Below are 16,664 nucleotides of genomic sequence, written 5' to 3' on the forward strand. Positions count from 1 at the left end.
ACACCTTGTTTCCGACGACGCGCAGGGGTCTCGATGCACTTCACGTCCCACCCGCCCGCCCAGGGCCTGTACGACCCGCAGTTCGAGCACGACGCCTGCGGCGTGGCCTTCGTGGCGACGCTCACCGGCGTGCCGAGCAACGAGATCGTCCAGCACGGGCTGACGGCGTTGCGCAACCTCGACCACCGCGGCGCTGTGGGTGGCGAGCCCGACACCGGTGACGGCGCGGGGATGCTCATGCAGGTCCCGGACCGCTTCCTGCGCGAGGTCGCCCGCGAGGCGGTCGACGTCGAGCTGCCCGAGGCCGGCGCCTACGCCGCCGGTATGGCGTTCCTGCCCGTCGACCCCGAGGAGGCGGCGCAGGCACGCGTGGACATCGAGGCGTTGGCGAAGGAGGAGGGCCTGGCGGTCCTCGGCTGGCGCGACGTCCCCGTCAACCCCGACATCCTCGGGTCCATGTCGCGGGGCGCCATGCCGTCGTTCGCGCTCATGTTCGTCGCCGCCGTCGGGGAGCCGCGCACCGGCATCGAGCTGGACCGTCTCACCTACTGCCTGCGCAAGCGTTCCGAGCACGAGGCCAAGGTCTACTTCCCGTCGCTGTCGTCGCGCACCCTCATCTACAAGGGCATGCTCACCACCGAGCAGCTCGACGAGTTCTTCCCCGACCTGCGTGATGAGCGCATGGAGTCCGCGCTGGCCATCGTGCACAGCCGGTTCTCGACCAACACGTTCCCGAGCTGGCCGCTGGCCCACCCGTTCCGGTTCGTGGCCCACAACGGCGAGATCAACACCGCGCGGGGCAACCGCAACTGGATGCGCGCCCGGGAGGCGACCCTCGCGAGCGACCTCATCCCCGGCGACATCGAGCGTCTCTTTCCCATCTGTGACCCCGAGGGCTCGGACACCGCGTCATTCGACGAGGTGCTGGAGCTGCTGCACCTCGGCGGACGCGAGCTCCCGCACGCAGTGATGATGATGATCCCCGAGGCGTGGGAGAACGACGAGGAGATGGACCCCGCACGTCGGGCGTTCTATGAGTTCCACGCAGGCGTCATGGAGCCCTGGGACGGACCGGCGTGCGTGTGCTTCACCGACGGCAACCAGATCGGCGCGGTCCTGGACCGCAACGGCCTGCGGCCCGGCCGCTACTGGATCACCGAGGACGGCCTGGTCGTCCTGGCCTCCGAGTCCGGAGTTCTCGACCTCGACCCCAGCACGATCACCCGCAAGGGCCGCCTGGAGCCGGGCCGGATGTTCCTGCTCGACCTCGAGGAGCACCGGGTGGTGGAGGACGAGGAGATCAAGGGACAGCTGGCCTCCGAGCACCCCTACGACGAGTGGCTCTACTCCGGGCTGGTCCGCTTCGACGACCTGCCCGACCTCGAGCACATCATCCACACCCACGCATCGGTGGCGCGTCGTCAGCAGGTCTTCGGCTACACCGAGGAGGAGCTGCGCAAGCTCGTCGTGCCGATCGCCCGCACGGGGGCCGAGGCCATCGGCTCGATGGGCACCGACACGCCCATCGCGGCGATCTCCGAACGACCGCGCATGCTGTTCGACTACTTCACGCAGATGTTCGCGCAGGTCACGAACCCGCCGCTGGACGCCATCCGTGAGGAGGTCGTCACCTCCCTTGCGGGCACGATCGGCCCCGAGACCAACCTCCTGGCGCCCAGTCCCGCTTCCTGCCGCATGCTGCAGCTGCCGTTCCCGGTGATCGACAGCGACGAGCTGGCCAAGATCCGGCACATGAACTCCGCCGGCGACATGCCGGGATTCGCCGTGCACGTGGTCCGCGGCCTGTACGACGTCCACGGCGGCGGTGAGGCGCTGAAGGCCAAGATCGACGAGATCTGCGAGGACGTCTCGGCCGCCGTCGCCGACGGCGCCCGGATCATCCTGCTCTCGGACCGGCACTCCAACGCCGACCTGGCTCCCATCCCGTCGCTGCTGCTCACCGGTGCGGTGCACCACCACATGGTGCGCGAGAAGCTGCGCTCGCAGGCCGGTCTGCTGGTGGAGGCCGGCGACGTCCGCGAGGTGCACCACGTCGCCCTGCTCATCGGCTACGGCGCCACCGCGGTCAACCCCTACCTCGCCCTGGAGTCGGCTGAGGACCTGGCCCGCGAGGCGGTGTTCATCACCGACGTGGAGCCGGAGCAGGCCGTGCGCAACCTGGCGTACGGACTCGGCAAGGGTGTCCTGAAGGTCATGAGCAAGATGGGCGTCTCGACCGTCGCGTCCTACACGGGGGCGCAGATCTTCGAGTGCATCGGGCTCTCCCACGAGGTCGTGGACACCTACTTCACGGGCACGGCCAGCAAGCTGGGCGGCGTCGGTCTGGACGTCATCGCCCGCGAGGTCGCCTCACGTCACGCCAAGGCCTACCCGACGCACGGCATCGTGGGGCGCCGCCGCCACCTGGAGGTGGGCGGGGAGTACCAGTGGCGTCGTGACGGGCCGGAGCACCTCTTCGACCCCGAGACGGTCTTCCGTCTCCAGCACTCCACGCGCACGGGTCGCTACGACATCTTCAAGCAGTACACGAACCGCGTCGACGACCAGTCCGAGCGGCTCATGACCCTGCGCGGTCTGTTCGGGTTCACCAAGGGTGCGCGTCCGCCGGTGCCGATCGACGAGGTGGAGCCGGTCAGCGCGATCGTCAAGCGCTTCTCCACCGGTGCGATGAGCTACGGCTCGATCAGCCAGGAGGCTCACGAGACCCTGGCGGTCGCGATGAACCGTCTCGGCGGCAAGTCCAACACCGGTGAGGGGGGCGAGCACCCGGCCCGCCTCTACGACCCGACCCGCCGCTCGGCGATCAAGCAGGTCGCCTCGGGACGGTTCGGAGTGACGAGCGAGTACCTCTCCAACGCCGACGACATCCAGATCAAGATGGCGCAGGGCGCCAAGCCGGGTGAGGGTGGCCAGCTGCCCGGCCCCAAGGTGTACCCGTGGGTGGCGGAGACCCGGCACTCGACGCCCGGAGTCGGGCTCATCAGCCCGCCGCCGCACCACGACATCTACTCCATCGAGGACCTCAAGCAGCTGATCCACGACCTGAAGAACGCCAACCCGTCGGCGCGGATCCACGTGAAGTTGGTCTCCGAGGTCGGCGTAGGCACCGTCGCGGCGGGCGTGTCCAAGGCCAAGGCCGACGTCGTGCTCATCTCCGGGCACGACGGGGGCACGGGTGCCTCGCCACTCACGTCGCTCAAGCATGCCGGTGGGCCGTGGGAGCTGGGCCTGGCCGAGACGCAGCAGACGCTGCTGCTCAACGGCCTGCGCGACCGTATCGTCGTGCAGTGCGACGGCCAGCTCAAGACCGGTCGCGACGTCGTCATCGCCGCGCTGCTGGGTGCTGAGGAGTTCGGCTTCGCCACGGCCCCGCTGGTGGTCAGTGGCTGCATCATGATGCGCGTCTGCCACCTCGACACCTGCCCCGTGGGCGTCGCGACGCAGAACAAGCTGCTGCGCGAGAAGTACTCCGGCAAGGCCGAGTACGTCGTCAACTTCTTCGAGTTCATCGCCGAGGAGGTGCGTGAGTACCTGGCCGAGATGGGCTTTCGCTCCATCGACGAGGCCGTCGGCCGGGCCGACATGCTCGACGTCCGCGATGCGGTAGACCACTGGAAGGCCGAGGGTCTGGACCTCTCGCCGATCCTGTACAAGCCCGAGCTTCCCGAGGGCAGCGACCTGTACTGCACGAGCGGCCAGGACCACGGGCTCGACGTCGCGCTCGACGCCGAGCTGATCAAGATGTGCACGGCGGCGTTGGAGAACGGCGAGCCGGTCCGTGCGCAGCTCGACATCCGCAACGTCAACCGCACGGTGGGCACCATGCTCGGGCACGAGCTCACCAAGGCGCACCGCGGCGACGGCCTGCCGGAGAACACGATCGACCTGACGTTCCTCGGCTCGGCCGGGCAGTCCTTCGGCGCGTTCGTGCCCCGCGGCATCACGCTGCGCCTGGAGGGCGACGCCAACGACTACGTCGGCAAGGGCCTGTCCGGTGGTCGCATCGTGGTGCGACCACCGCGTGAGGTGCAGTTCGCCCCCGAGGGGCAGATCATTGCCGGCAACGTCATCGGCTTCGGCGCGACGGGCGGGCAGATCTTCCTGCGCGGCGTCGTGGGGGAGCGGTTCTGCGTCCGCAACTCCGGCGTCAGTGCGGTGGTGGAGGGTGTGGGCGATCACGCGTGCGAGTACATGACCGGTGGTCGTGTCGTGGTGCTCGGGCCCACCGGCCGCAACGTCGCCGCCGGCATGAGCGGTGGACAGGCGTGGATCCTCGACCTCGACCACGACCTCGTGAACCCGGAGATGGTGGAGCTGCGCCCCGTGGAGGCCAGCATCGACCCTCACGGTGCGGCCGAGCAGCTGCACGCGCTGGTGCGCCAGCACGCCGAGGAGACCGGCTCCAGCGTCGCCGAGCAGCTCTTGGAGAACTGGGAGCAGTCGCTGGCTCGGTTCACCGAGATCATGCCCGTCAACTACCGCAAGGTGCTCCAGGCGCGTGAGCAGGCCGAGGCGGAGGGACTCTCCGATGAGGACACGACCGCACGGATGATGGAGGTGGCCGCGAATGGCTGATCCCCGAGGTTTCATCACGACCCCGCGCGAGGTCGCGGAGCGACGCCCCGTCGAGGAGCGTGTCAACGACTGGAACGAGGTCTACCCGGGTGGGCCCGGCCGGGCGCTGCTGCCGATCATCTCCGAGCAGGCGGGCCGCTGCATGGACTGCGGCATCCCGTTCTGCCACGACGGCTGCCCGCTGGGCAACCTGATCCCGGAGTGGAACGACCTGGTCTGGCGCGACGACTGGAACGAGGCCATCGACCGGCTGCACGCCACCAACAACTTCCCGGAGTTCACCGGCCGGTTGTGCCCGGCCCCGTGCGAGACGTCCTGCGTCGTCGGGATCAACCGCGACCCGGTGACGATCAAGAACGTCGAGGTCTCGATCATCGACCGCGCATGGGAGTGGCGCAACGTGCGCCCCGAGCCGCCGGAGTGGCTCACCGGCAAGACGGTGGCCGTCATCGGCTCCGGTCCCGCCGGCCTGGCAGCCGCGCAGCAGCTCACCCGTGCCGGGCACACCGTCGCTGTCTACGAGCGGGACGACAAGCCGGGCGGCCTGCTGCGGTACGGCATCCCGGAGTTCAAGATGGAGAAGGTGCACGTCGAGCGGCGCATCGACCAGATGCGCAAGGAGGGCACCGTCTTTCGCTGCGCTGTTGAGGTGGGGGGCGTCGGTGTGACTGACAAGCTCACGGGCTCCCAGCTCACCGACCGCTACGACGCCGTCGTGCTCGCGATCGGCGCGACGGTGCGACGTGACCTGCCTGCGCCCGGACGCGAGCTCGGTGGCATCCACCAGGCCATGGACTTCCTGCCGCAGGCCAACCGCGTCGCACTCGGCGAAGAGGTGCCGGACCAGATCGTCGCCACGGACAAGGACGTCGTCATCATCGGTGGCGGTGACACCGGCGCTGACTGCCTGGGCACGTCGATCCGTCAAGGGGCGCGCTCGGTGACGAGCCTGGAGATCATGCCCCAGCCCGGCGAGGAGCGTCCGGAGAACCAACCGTGGCCGACGTACCCGATGATCTATCGGGTCGCCTCGGCCCACGAGGAGGGCGGCGAGCGTACCTACTCGGTCTCCACCAAGGAGTTCATCGGGGACGACGACGGCAACGTCGCGGGTCTGCGGATCGTCGAGGTCGAGATGGTCGACGGCTCCTTCCAGGAGGTCCCTGGCAGTGAGAGGACCATTCCGGCGCAGCTCGTGCTGTTTGCGATGGGCTTCACCGGACCGCAGCAGGAAGGTCTGGTCGAGCAGCTCGGCGTCGATCTCGACGAGCGTGGCAACATCCGCCGCGATCGCAGCTACATGTCCAGCGTCCCGGGTGTCTTCGTGGCGGGCGACGCCGGCCGCGGCCAGTCCCTCATCGTGTGGGCCATCGCGGAGGGTCGTTCGGCTGCCGCCGGCGTCGATGCCTTCCTCTCCGGCGCCGACAGCCGTCTGCCCCGCCCGATCAACCCCGACGACCGCCCGCTCGTCGTCTGAGCCGGGGCACACCGGTCGGCCACGGGTCCGTGGCCGACCGACGGACCTGACGGGCCGGTGACTCGCCGGTACGACCCGCGACTCGATAGGCTCAGGGAGTGCGTAGAGCCAAGATCGTCTGCACCCTCGGACCAGCCGTCAACACCTCTGATCGGATCCTCCAGCTGGCTGAGGCCGGCATGGACGTCGCCCGGCTCAACATGAGCCACGGCGAGCATGCCGACCACGAGGCCAACGTCGCTCACGTCCGTTCCGCCGCCGAGCGGACCGGCAAGGCCATCGCGGTGCTCGCGGACCTCCAGGGCCCCAAGATCCGGCTCGGCCGCTTCGCCGACGGGCCCGTGGAGCTCGCCCTGGGCGACCGCTTCACCATCACCGTCGACGACGTCCCCGGCGATGCCGCGCGGTGCTCCACCACGTACAAGGGACTGCCCGGCGACGTCGCCCCGGGCGATGAGATCCTCATCGACGACGGCCGTGTCCGGCTGCGGACGCTGCAGGTCAGCGGCAACGACGTCGTCACCACCGTCGAGGTTCCCGGCACGGTCAGCAACAACAAGGGCATCAACCTGCCGGGTGTCGCCGTGAGCGTCCCGGCGATGAGCGAGAAGGACATCAGTGACCTGCGCTTCGCGCTGGCGCAGGGCGTCGACTTCGTGGCCCTGTCGTTCGTGCGCAACGCCCGTGACGCCGACGACGTGCGTCGGGTCATGCGCGAGGTCGACGTGCACCGTCCGGTCATCGCCAAGATCGAGAAGCCCCAGGCGGTGGAGAACCTCGATGAGATCATGGACGCCTTCGACGGCGTCATGGTCGCTCGCGGCGACCTCGGCGTCGAGCTTCCGCTGGAGGACGTGCCGATCGTCCAGAAGCTCATCGTGGAGAAGGCCCGCCGCAACGCCAAGCCGGTGATCGTGGCGACGCAGATGCTGGAGTCGATGATCTCCGCCCCGCGCCCCACCCGCGCGGAGGCCTCCGACGTCGCCAACGCCGTCCTCGACGGTGCCGACGCGGTGATGTTGTCCGGCGAGACGAGCGTGGGGGAGTACCCCATGCAGACCGTCCGCACGATGGCGCGGATCGTGGAGTCCACCGAGGACCACGGCCTGCCACGGATGGCGGCCTACACGTGGACGCCCAAGACGCGCACCGGCATCATCGGACGCGGTGCCTCCCAGGTCGCCGAAGCCATCGACGCCCGATACGTCGTCGCCTTCACCACGATCGGCGGATCGGCGCGGCGCATGGCGCGCTACCGCTCGCCGATCCCGATCATCGCCTTCACACCGGACCCGTTGACCCGCAACCAGCTCGCGCTCACGTGGGGCGTGGAGACCTTCCTGGTGCCCGAGGTCAAGCACACCGACGAGATGGTGATGCAGGTCGACAAGGCGTTGCTGGAGGTCGCGCGGTGCAGCGAGGGCGACGAGGTGGTCATCGTCGCTGGTGCCCCTCCGGGCATCCCCGGCTCCACCAACGCGCTGCGGATCCACCGGATGGGCGATGCCATCAACCGTGTGGTGCCGGCGTATGAGCTGGATGAGCCGCAGCACTAGCTCTTGCTGGCCAGGAGGTCGTTGACGTTCGTTGTTGACGGCCGGTCGCACAGGTACCCTGGTGCTGTGCTTGGGCAGCAGCGATTTCGGGACCCCCGGCCGGGTGATGGCCGCGGGGTCATTGACGTGCGCTCGTAGCGCAGTAGGTCTCCGCAGGTACGGCCGGGGGAAGTTTCTTCTCCTCTGACAACCTGCAACCCTCTCGGAGACCTCCTCATGTCGCACGCCGACTATCTGACTTCTGACCAGCTCTGCCGCGCACTGAACCTGCGCGACCTCACTGATCCCGCTCAGGGCGGGCACGTCATACAGACCCTTCTCGCGTCCGTCGTGGATGCGCTGCAGTCCGAGTGGGGTGCTTCAGTCCGCTCCGTGCGCAACTCTCCGATCGTGCCCGTGCGTGAGAACTACGACCGCCTGGGCTACGACCGCGACGATGTCACCCGTGCCCGTCGGTACACCCGCTACGTCAGCCCCACAGTGATGCTCCGCAGCCATACGAGCGCGGAGCTCCCGGCCGCCCTCGAGGACTACGCGGGACGTGGCGAGGTCGATGAGTTGATCGTGGCTCCGGGCCTCGTCTACCGGCGTGACGTCGTCGATCGCAGCCATGTGGGCGAGCCGCACCAGGTTGATCTCTGGCGCATCCGCAGTACGCCGGACACGGGCGACGAGGACATGCTCAGGATGATCGGCCGCTTGGGTCGAGGCGGTGCTTCCGAGCGCCGAGTGGAGGACGACCGATGTCTCGCACCCCTACACGGTGGGCGGCCGGCAGATCGACGTCCTGCACGAGGGCGAGTGGCTCGAGCTTGCCGAGTGCGGACGTATCCATCCGGAGGTACTGCGTGGTTCAGGTCTCGACCCGGATCAGTGGTCCGGCCTTGCTCTCGGCATGGGGCTGGAGCGGGCCTTGATGCTGCGCAAAGGAATCCCCGACATTCGCTATCTCCGGGCAGAAGACCCGCGCATCGCCGCCCAGATGGGGACTCTGGAGCCGTGGCAGCACGTCTCGCTGCTGCCGGCGGCGCGGCGCGACATCTCGGTGGTCCTGAGTGCAGAGGAGGATGAGGAGACGCTAGGCGACCGCATCCGCATCGCCCTCGGCGACGACGCGGACGTCATCGAGTCCATCGACGTGCTCGACCGCACGACGCACGAGGAACTGACCGAGGCAGCGCGCGCTCGGCTCGGCACACAGGCCGGCCAGGTCAACCTTCTGCTGCGGATCGTGCTCCGCCCCATCGACCGCACACTCACCTCGGACCAGGCCAATGCGATACGTAACGCCATATACCGGGCTGTCCATGAAGGGCCTGTGCTGGAACTGATCTGAGATCGCCATGTCGTTGGAACCGAGGGTTGTGCGAGCTCTGTGCCGGTGAACCGGCACCGGGTTGCCGGCAGGCCGGCACCGGGTCGGGTGATTCCGGCACCTGAAGTCAGCACGGATCGCGTCAGCGATCACGTGCTGACTGAGGGTGCCGGGTGCGGGATTCGAACCCGCACGCCCTTGCGGACAATGGTTTTTGAGACCATCGCGTCTACCGTTCCGCCAACCCGGCGCACCAACAGGCCGGATAACCTTCTCATGTGGACGACACCTCCGTGAACGACACCCCCGCCCGTCCTCGCGTCGTCATCGCCGAGGACGAGGCCCTCATCCGGCTCGACCTCGCCGAGATGCTGCAGGAGGAGGGCTACGACGTCGTCGGCCAGGCCGCGGACGGCGAGCAGGCCGTCGCGCTGGCACGCGAGCACAGGCCCGACCTGGTGGTCATGGACGTCAAGATGCCCCGTGTCGACGGGATCACCGCGGCCGGCGAGATCACCGCGGAGCAGATCGCCCCGGTCGTGATGCTCACCGCGTTCAGCCAGCGTGACCTCGTGGAGCGGGCCAGCGCAGCAGGTGCCATGGCCTACCTCGTCAAGCCGTTCACGGTCACCGACCTCGTGCCGGCCATCGAGGTCGCCCGCAGCCGCTTCGCCGAGCTCATCACACTCTCGCGGGACGTCGAGGGGCTCACCGAGCAGCTGGCAGCACGCAAGGCCGTCGAACGCGCCAAGTCGCTGCTGCAGAGCGAGCTCGGCCTCAGCGAGCCCGATGCCTTCGGCTGGATCCAGCGCACGGCCATGGACCTGCGCACCTCGATGCGAGAGGTGGCGGACCGGATCGTCGAGCACGGGGTGCCGAGTCCCGGTGAGTCGCCCAGGAACGACGAGTGACGACCCTGACGGTTACAACTTGGCTACGAAAGTCGTGTTTGTGGCGGCGATGCCCCACGTGACCCTGCAGCACGCATATGTTCTCCCTACGGCTCGGGCCCGCTGACGGGTCCTTTCATGACCATCCACCATCCCGGGAGGGATAGATGAAGCGCAGTACACGCACCATGCGTCTTGCCTCGATCGCCGCGGCAAGCGCACTCGTGCTCGCCGCCTGTGGCGGCGGCGACGACGATGACAGCGACGACGGCGGCTCGGCCTCCTCGGAGGCCGACGGCGTCCTGACCATCGGCTCGCTGCTGCCCCAGACCGGTAGCCTCGCCTTCCTCGGCCCGCCGGAGTTCGCGGGTGTCGACCTCGCGGTCAACGAGATCAACGAGGCCGGCGGAGTGCTCGGCGAGGACGTCGTGCACGTCAAGGGCGACTCCGGCGACACCGACTCCGGCATCGCACCCGATGAGACCGACAAGCTGCTCGATGCCGGCTCCGACGTCATCGTCGGTGCCGCAGCCTCGGGCGTGTCCATGACCGTGATCGACAAGATCATGGGCTCGGGCACGGTCATGTTCTCCCCGGCCAACACGTCGACGGACTTCGACGAGGGCGACTACGCTGAGCCGGACCTGTACTTCCGTACGGCTCCCTCGGACGTCCTGCAGGGTGCGGTCCTGTCCAACCTGCTCATCCAGGACGGCAAGCAGAACGTGGCGATCCTGGCCCGCCAGGACTCCTACGGCGAGACCCTCGCCGAGGAGGTCGGCAACGGTCTGGAGGCCGCAGGCAGCAACGTGGCCGCCACGGTCTTCTACGGCGAGAACGCACAGTCCTACGACTCGCAGGTCCAGGAGGTCGCCCAGGCCGACCCGGACGCGGTGCTGCTGATCGCCTTCGAGGAGACCAAGACGATCATCCCGCAGCTGGTCCAGGCCGGTGTGGGTCCGCAGGACGCCGACACGTACTTCGTGGACGGCAACATGGCCGACTACTCCGGCGACCTGGACGACGGCATCCTCGAAGGCACCAAGGGCACGCTCCCAGGTGCTGAGGCCGCCGGCGACTTCCGGGACCGTCTGCTGGAGGTCGATCCTGACCTGAAGGACTTCACCTACGCCGGTGAGTCCTACGACGCGGTCGTCGTCTCGGCGCTGGCGGCCATCGCTGCCGACACCGATGCCGGTGACGCGATCGCCGAGGAGATCCCGGGCATCACCCGCGACGGTGAGAAGTGCACGACGTTCGCGGACTGCAAGGATCTGCTGGAGGCCGGTGAGGAGATCGACTACGACGGTGCCTCCGGCCCGATCGAGCTCGGTGAGACCGGCAGCCCGACGTCGGCGTCCATCGGTATCTACGAGTACAAGTCCGACAACACCTACGAGGCCGTCGAGTACATCGAGGGCACGATCTGATCAGGTCGACTCATCAGGTAGGACACCACCGACGCCCCCGGGACTCCCGGGGGCGTCGGTGCGTCCCGGGGTGTCGCAGACACCAGGCCGGCGACCGTCACCCAGCCTCCTCTCGGTGGTTGAGTGCGACGTAGCTTCTTCTCGGTGGTTGAGTGCGACGCGAGGGCAGCGAGCGGCGTATCGAAACCACGTTGACCTGACGGCGCGAGGGTGAGTGGCGTGGTTTCGATGCGCCCTCGGCGATGCTCGTTCCGCCCCCGAGCACTCCGCAGAGCTCCGTGCAGGGAGGTGCCCCCAGCTGGCCGAGGGCTACTCAACCACCGGGGGGTTGCGGAGCGTTCTCGCTGGCCGAAGTGACGCGGGACTGCTCAGCTGGCCTGGGCGCCCAGGGTGCCCAGGTACAGCTGGATGACCTTCGGGTCGTTGGCCAGCGACTGGCCGGTGCCCGAGTAGGCCGTGGTGCCGTGGTCCAGCACATAGCCGCGATCGCAGATCTGCAGGCAGCGCTTGGCGTTCTGCTCGACCATGACGATCGAGACACCTGCCTTGTTGATCTTGCGCGTCTGCACGAACACCTCGTCCTGCAGGACGGGGGACAGGCCGGCCGACGGCTCGTCCAGCAGCAGGACCTGCGGGTCCATCATGAGGGCGCGGCCCATGGCCACCATCTGCCGCTCACCGCCGGACAGTGAGCCCGCTCGCTGCTTGCGACGCTCACCCAGACGCGGGAAGAGATCGGTGACGAACTGGAACCGCTCGGGGAACTTCTTGGGCTCCTGGTAGCAGCCCATCTCGAGGTTCTCCTCGATCGTCAGGCTCGGGAACACGTTGTTGGTCTGCGGCACGAACCCGACGCCAGCGGTCACGAGCGTGTCGGCGCGCTGGTTGGTGATCTCCTCACCGCGGAACGTCACGGTGCCGCTGTGGATGGTCACCAGACCGAACAGCGACTTCAGCAACGTCGACTTGCCGGCCCCGTTCGGGCCGATGATGCCCACGAGCTCTCCGGGCTGGCAGTACAGGTCGGCGTTGTTCAGGATGTCCACGCCCGGCAGGTACCCGGCGATCAGGTCGTCGGCCCGCAGGACGGCGCCGTCGGCTCCGGCGAGGTGCTTCTCGCGCTCAGTCTGCGCTCCGGGGCTGGTGTCCTCAGTCATCCTTGGCCTCCTCGTCGAGCTCGGCCTCGGTCTCACGCTCGAGGTCTGCCTCGTCCAGCTGGGTGATGTCGGTGTCGTGGTGGGCGCCGAGGTAGGCGTCGATGACGGCCTGGTCGCTCATCACCTGGTCCGGGGTGCCCTCGGCGACGATCTGGCCCTGGGCCATCACGACGACCCAGTCGGAGATGTCACGCACCATGTCCATGTCGTGCTCGACGAACAGGACCGTGCGGCCCTCGTCGCGCAGCGACTTCACATGCTCGAGCAGTGACTGCTTGAGGGCCGGGTTGACGCCGGCCATCGGCTCATCGAGCATGATCAGCTCGGGGTCGACCATCAGCGAGCGGGCCATCTCCAGCAGCTTGCGCTGTCCGCCCGAGAGCGACCCGGCGAAGTCCGCGCGCTTGGTGTCCAGCTTGAACCGGGCGAGGATCTCGTCGGCGCGCTGGGTGATCTCGTCCTCCTGCGATCTCCACAGCGCACGAAACGGCGCGGACCAGAACTTCTCACCGCGCTGTCCGGTGGCACCCAGCCGCATGTTCTCGATGACGGTGAGCTTGGACAGCACCTTGGTGAGCTGGAACGTGCGCACCATGCCCAGCCGCGCCACCTTGTAGGCGGGGACGCGGGCCAGGGAGTGGTCGTTGAACGACCACCGGCCGCTGTCCGGGACGTCGAAGCCGGTGAGCAGGTTGAACAGCGTCGTCTTGCCGGCACCGTTCGGCCCGATCAGCGCCGTGATGACGCCACGCTGGATCTCGAGGTGTCCCACGTCGACGGCCACGAGACCGCCGAACGTGCGGGTGATGTCCGAGCCTTTGACGATGGCGTCGGGCTTGGCGACGCCTGGGGAGTTCTGCACTCCCGCGAGCGGGTTGTCGGTGGTGGTGTCAGCGGGCATCGATCGCCAGCTCCTTCCGGTCGCCGAAGATGCCTTGTGGTCGATAGATCATCAACAGCATCAGTCCCAGGCCGACGAGGATGAGTCGCACCACGCTGGCCTGGACGTCGGACATCAGCCAGGTCGGCAGCAGCGGGTCGGCGCCTGAGGTGGCCTGGCTGAAGAAGGAGCCCACGCCGCTCATGAGGAACCAGAAGATCATGGCACCCACGACCGGTCCCAGGACTCGCGCGGCGCCACCGATGAGCAACGCCGTGTAGGCGAAGAACGTGAACTGCGTCGAGTAGTCGGTCGGCACCACCGACGCCTGCTTGAGGGCGTAGAAGATGCCGGCGATGCCGCCGAACAACCCACCCAGCACGAGTGCCTGCATCTTGTAGAAGAACACGTTCTTGCCGAGCGAGCGGACGGCGTCCTCGTCCTCACGGATGGAACGCAGGACACGTCCCCAGGGGCTGCGCATGAGCGCCCACACCAGCAGGCAGGACAGTGCGACGAGGGTCCAGCCGACCGTGAGCGACCAGAGGTCACCACGCCGGAAGGACACGATCCCCAGGTCGATCCCGCTGTTGTAGGGATTGAGGTTCTGGAACGTCGAGGCGTAGCCGTTGAGGCCGTTGGTGCCGCCGAAGACGTCCTTGAACTCCACCGCACCGAAGATCAGGCGCAGGATCTCCGCGGAGGCGATGGTGGCGATGGCCAGGTAGTCCGCCCTCAGGCGCAGGGTCGGCACACCGAGCACGATGGCCAGCACGATGGGGGCGATGAGCCCGACACCGATCCCCACCCAGAACGGCAGGTCGAACGTCACGACACTGACCGCGAGCCCGAAGGCACCGACGGCCATGAAGCCGGCCTGGCCGAAGTTCAGCAGGCCCGTGTAGCCGAAGTGGACGTTCAGCCCGATGGCCGCGAGGGCGAAGACGATCGCCTGCGGTCCGAGCGCCGAGGAGAACGCCGAGTTCAGAATCTGCATGAAGTCCATGACAGCCCCCTCAACCGATCCGCTCACGTCGGCCGAGGATGCCCTGCGGCCTGATCAACAGGATGAGGATGAGCACGATCAGGGGCCCCACTTCCTTGATGGAGGACGGGACTCCGAAGATGGGCCCGACCTCGTAGAGGATGCCGATGATCATCGACCCTACGAGCGCGCCCCAGATCGTGCCCAGGCCGCCGAGTGTGACGGCGGCGAAGACCAGCAGGAGCAGCTTGAAGCCCATCAGGAAGTTGACCTGGCTGTTGATGGCCAGCAGTCCGCCGGACAGTGCCGTGAGGGCGGTGCCCAGGATCCACACTGAGCGGATCACGCCGTCGACGTTCAGACCGGACGACGCCGAGAGGGCCGGGTTGTCGGAGACCGCACGCATCGCCTTGCCGAGCCGGGTCTTCATCAGCAGGATGCACGTGACCGTCAGCACCACGATGGCGACACCGATGATGCCGACCTCCTTGGGTGCCAAGTTGATGAACCCGAAGTACTCATCGCGCGACTGCGTGCCGTACTGCGTCAGTGAGCGGCGGGACCCCCCGAAGGTGTACTGGAAGATGAAGCGCAGGAACAGGCCGAAACCGATCGAGATGATCATCATGGCGATGATGCCGACGCCTTTTCGGCGCAGCGGTCTCCACAACGTCAGGTCCTGCAGGTAGCCGAACAGGCCGCCGGCCAGCACGGCGACGACGACGGCGTAGATGACGGGGAGCCCGAGGCCGGCGTTCGCGACGAAGGTGGCGATGGCGCCGAAGGTGATGAGCTCGCCGTGCGAGAAGTTGGTGAGCTTGGTGGTGCCGAAGATCAGGTTCAGGCCGAGGGCCGCCAGACCGACGATCAGACCGAACTTGATGCCGCCCATCAGCGCGGTGACGAACCGTTCGGAGAACGGAACCGCGACCCGTTCTGCCGCACCGATCTGGAACTGCGCGGAGTTGGCGCCCTCGAGCACGGCGTTGACCTCGCGCTCGGTGCTCCCGGTGAACTCGATGCCCGCGGGAAGGGTGTCGGTGTCGATGTTCACGACGTAGCGCCCGGCCTGCGGGATGCTGATGAACGCGCGGCCCTCCTCATCGGTCACGCCGTCGCCGATCTCCTCACCCTCGGGTGTGGCCACGCTGAGCGTGACGCCGGGGATCGGGGCGCCGTCGTCGGCACTGTTCAGCAGCCGCACCGCGATGAAGGCTCCGTCGGGCGGGCCGGCCTCCTGCTGTCCGGGCTCGCTCTCCTCGGCGGCCGGGGGCTCGTCGGCTGGGGCGCTCGGACTCGGCGATGGCGCGTCGGTCGCTGCGGCACCGATCGGTGACAGCAGGACCATCAGCGCCAGGGACGCCGAGACGAGGACCTTGAGTGTCAGTCGCACGCAGGACTCCTGGAGGTGATGGATAGCGCTCGTGGCGCAGTCGTCCGGGGGAGCATAACGCCACGGGCGAGTCACGTGGCCTGAGATGGAGCCATGGCAGGTAACGGTTCTGTGAAGTTGCGCTCAGGCCACGGCGACGGCCAGCTGGGTGAGCAGGGGTGCCACGAGCAGCGCCGGAAGCAGGTCGGCGACCGGGATCGGCTTGAGGTCGAGCAGCCGGAAGGCGACGCCGATGAGGATGAGTCCCCCCGTGGCGGTGACGGCCAGCAGGTGTGGTGCGGGCAGCAGGGTCCCGATGACCATCCCGAGCACGGTGAGGCTTCCCTGGACCACGCCGACCGACAGCGCGGAGGCCATGACGCCGATGCCGAAGGAGGCGGCGAAGGCCAGCGCCGCGAACCCGTCGAGCACCGACTTGAGCAGCAGCTGCTCGGCGCCGTTGCCCAGGCCCTCGTTGAGCGAGCCGAGGATGGTGAGCGGGCCGACGCAGAAGACGAGCGAGCTCACCACGAATCCCTCGACGAACTGGTCGCGGTCGGTGGCGTCGCCGCGGGTAAGGCGTCGCTGGAGCCATCCGCCGAGCGCCTCCACCCGATCCTCGAGCCTGGCCCATGCGCCGAGGATCGCACCGATGGCGAGTGAGCCGAGCACGACGAGGGTGGGCGCGCCCGTGCCGGTCGCCGCGACGAGAGGAGCTGCGGCCACCTCCATGGCCGCGTCGGCGGCGATCAGCAGGGTCACCAGGCCGAGAGCGACGGGGACGGCGGTGCGAACCCGTTCGGGCAGGCGGTGGCCGATGAGCAGGCCCAACCCGGAGCCGATGAGCACCGTGACGACGTTGGTCAGGGTGCCGGTGCCGGTGATCATCGTCCGCGCACCATGAGGTCCCGCACCATGTACGCTCCTGTTGCTGGTTGAATTCTCTTCCAGTGGTCGTGCGACCAGGGATCAGTGTGTCACTGCGCCGACGAACCTCTCCGCTCGC

At 68.0% G+C, this 16,664-nt stretch carries 11 protein-coding genes, 1 tRNA gene and 1 pseudogene; 7 read left to right on the forward strand and 6 right to left on the reverse strand.

Features of this window, described 5'->3' with window-relative positions:
- Positions 1-33: 33 nt before the first annotated feature.
- The 5 genes and pseudogenes from gltB (at position 34) to ACEVFP_RS07995 (ending at position 8,965) form a co-directional block, all read left to right on the forward strand.
- Positions 34-4,596, forward strand: coding sequence for a glutamate synthase large subunit (gene gltB, locus ACEVFP_RS07975; RefSeq protein WP_375003186.1), 4,563 nt, complete (start codon positions 34-36; stop codon positions 4,594-4,596).
- Complete coding sequence (locus tag ACEVFP_RS07980) at positions 4,589-6,073, forward strand: glutamate synthase subunit beta (RefSeq protein ID WP_375003187.1); 1,485 nt, start codon at positions 4,589-4,591, stop codon at positions 6,071-6,073. Before gltB ends, ACEVFP_RS07980 begins: the two co-directional genes overlap by 8 nt.
- 98 nt (positions 6,074-6,171) lie before the next feature.
- Positions 6,172-7,629 (forward strand): pyruvate kinase, encoded by a 1,458-nt coding sequence (gene pyk, locus ACEVFP_RS07985; RefSeq protein ID WP_375003189.1) that lies wholly within the window; start codon positions 6,172-6,174, stop codon positions 7,627-7,629.
- 216 nt (positions 7,630-7,845) lie between these two features.
- Positions 7,846-8,217 (forward strand): annotated as a pseudogene (locus ACEVFP_RS07990) (hypothetical protein); the annotation flags it as partial.
- Positions 8,218-8,341: 124 nt separating this feature from the next.
- Positions 8,342-8,965, forward strand: coding sequence for a hypothetical protein (locus ACEVFP_RS07995; RefSeq protein ID WP_375003191.1), 624 nt, complete (start codon positions 8,342-8,344; stop codon positions 8,963-8,965).
- 146 nt (positions 8,966-9,111) lie between these two features.
- On the opposite strand, the gene ACEVFP_RS08000 is transcribed toward ACEVFP_RS07995, so the two are convergent.
- A tRNA-Leu gene (locus ACEVFP_RS08000) sits at positions 9,112-9,194 on the reverse strand.
- A gap of 28 nt (positions 9,195-9,222) precedes the next feature.
- Here ACEVFP_RS08000 and ACEVFP_RS08005 point away from each other — a divergent pair.
- Together ACEVFP_RS08005 and ACEVFP_RS08010 are read left to right on the forward strand one after the other, a co-directional pair.
- Positions 9,223-9,855, forward strand: a complete 633-nt coding sequence (locus ACEVFP_RS08005; protein WP_375003192.1) for an ANTAR domain-containing response regulator — start codon at positions 9,223-9,225, stop codon at positions 9,853-9,855.
- Positions 9,856-10,001: 146 nt separating this feature from the next.
- Positions 10,002-11,264 (forward strand): ABC transporter substrate-binding protein, encoded by a 1,263-nt coding sequence (locus ACEVFP_RS08010; RefSeq protein ID WP_375003193.1) that lies wholly within the window; start codon positions 10,002-10,004, stop codon positions 11,262-11,264.
- Positions 11,265-11,632: 368 nt separating this feature from the next.
- On the opposite strand, the gene ACEVFP_RS08015 is transcribed toward ACEVFP_RS08010, so the two are convergent.
- The 5 genes from ACEVFP_RS08015 to ACEVFP_RS08035 all read right to left on the reverse strand — a co-directional run bounded on the left by ACEVFP_RS08015 (position 11,633) and on the right by ACEVFP_RS08035 (position 16,546).
- Positions 11,633-12,421, reverse strand: a complete 789-nt coding sequence (locus ACEVFP_RS08015; RefSeq protein ID WP_375003195.1) for an ABC transporter ATP-binding protein — start codon at positions 12,419-12,421, stop codon at positions 11,633-11,635.
- The gene (locus ACEVFP_RS08020) at positions 12,414-13,322 is read right to left on the reverse strand and encodes an ABC transporter ATP-binding protein (protein ID WP_375003197.1); all 909 of its coding nucleotides are present in this window, start codon (positions 13,320-13,322) and stop codon (positions 12,414-12,416) included. Before ACEVFP_RS08020 ends, ACEVFP_RS08015 begins: the two co-directional genes overlap by 8 nt.
- Positions 13,312-14,298 (reverse strand): branched-chain amino acid ABC transporter permease, encoded by a 987-nt coding sequence (locus tag ACEVFP_RS08025; RefSeq protein ID WP_375003198.1) that lies wholly within the window; start codon positions 14,296-14,298, stop codon positions 13,312-13,314. Before ACEVFP_RS08025 ends, ACEVFP_RS08020 begins: the two co-directional genes overlap by 11 nt.
- A 19-nt stretch (positions 14,299-14,317) precedes the next feature.
- Entirely contained in the window at positions 14,318-15,679 is a 1,362-nt protein-coding gene (locus ACEVFP_RS08030) for a hypothetical protein (RefSeq protein ID WP_375003200.1), read from the reverse strand.
- A gap of 123 nt (positions 15,680-15,802) precedes the next feature.
- Entirely contained in the window at positions 15,803-16,546 is a 744-nt protein-coding gene (locus ACEVFP_RS08035; protein WP_375003201.1) for a DUF554 domain-containing protein, read from the reverse strand.
- Between the last annotated feature and the right edge of the window lie 118 nt (positions 16,547-16,664).

It is taken from the genome of Aeromicrobium sp. CTD01-1L150 (genome assembly GCF_041951745.1).
GTDB lineage: Bacteria > Actinomycetota > Actinomycetes > Propionibacteriales > Nocardioidaceae > Aeromicrobium.

Coding starts and splice junctions, on each gene's coding strand:
- gltB (WP_375003186.1), top strand. CDS start 34: ATGCACTTCACGTCCCACCCGCCCGCCCAGGGCCTGTACGACCCGCAG.
- ACEVFP_RS08025 (WP_375003198.1), bottom strand. CDS start 14,298: ATGCAGATTCTGAACTCGGCGTTCTCCTCGGCGCTCGGACCGCAGGCG.
- ACEVFP_RS08035 (WP_375003201.1), bottom strand. CDS start 16,546: ATGATCACCGGCACCGGCACCCTGACCAACGTCGTCACGGTGCTCATC.
- ACEVFP_RS08010 (WP_375003193.1), top strand. CDS start 10,002: ATGAAGCGCAGTACACGCACCATGCGTCTTGCCTCGATCGCCGCGGCA.
- ACEVFP_RS08020 (WP_375003197.1), bottom strand. CDS start 13,322: ATGCCCGCTGACACCACCACCGACAACCCGCTCGCGGGAGTGCAGAAC.
- ACEVFP_RS07980 (WP_375003187.1), top strand. CDS start 4,589: ATGGCTGATCCCCGAGGTTTCATCACGACCCCGCGCGAGGTCGCGGAG.
- ACEVFP_RS08015 (WP_375003195.1), bottom strand. CDS start 12,421: ATGACTGAGGACACCAGCCCCGGAGCGCAGACTGAGCGCGAGAAGCAC.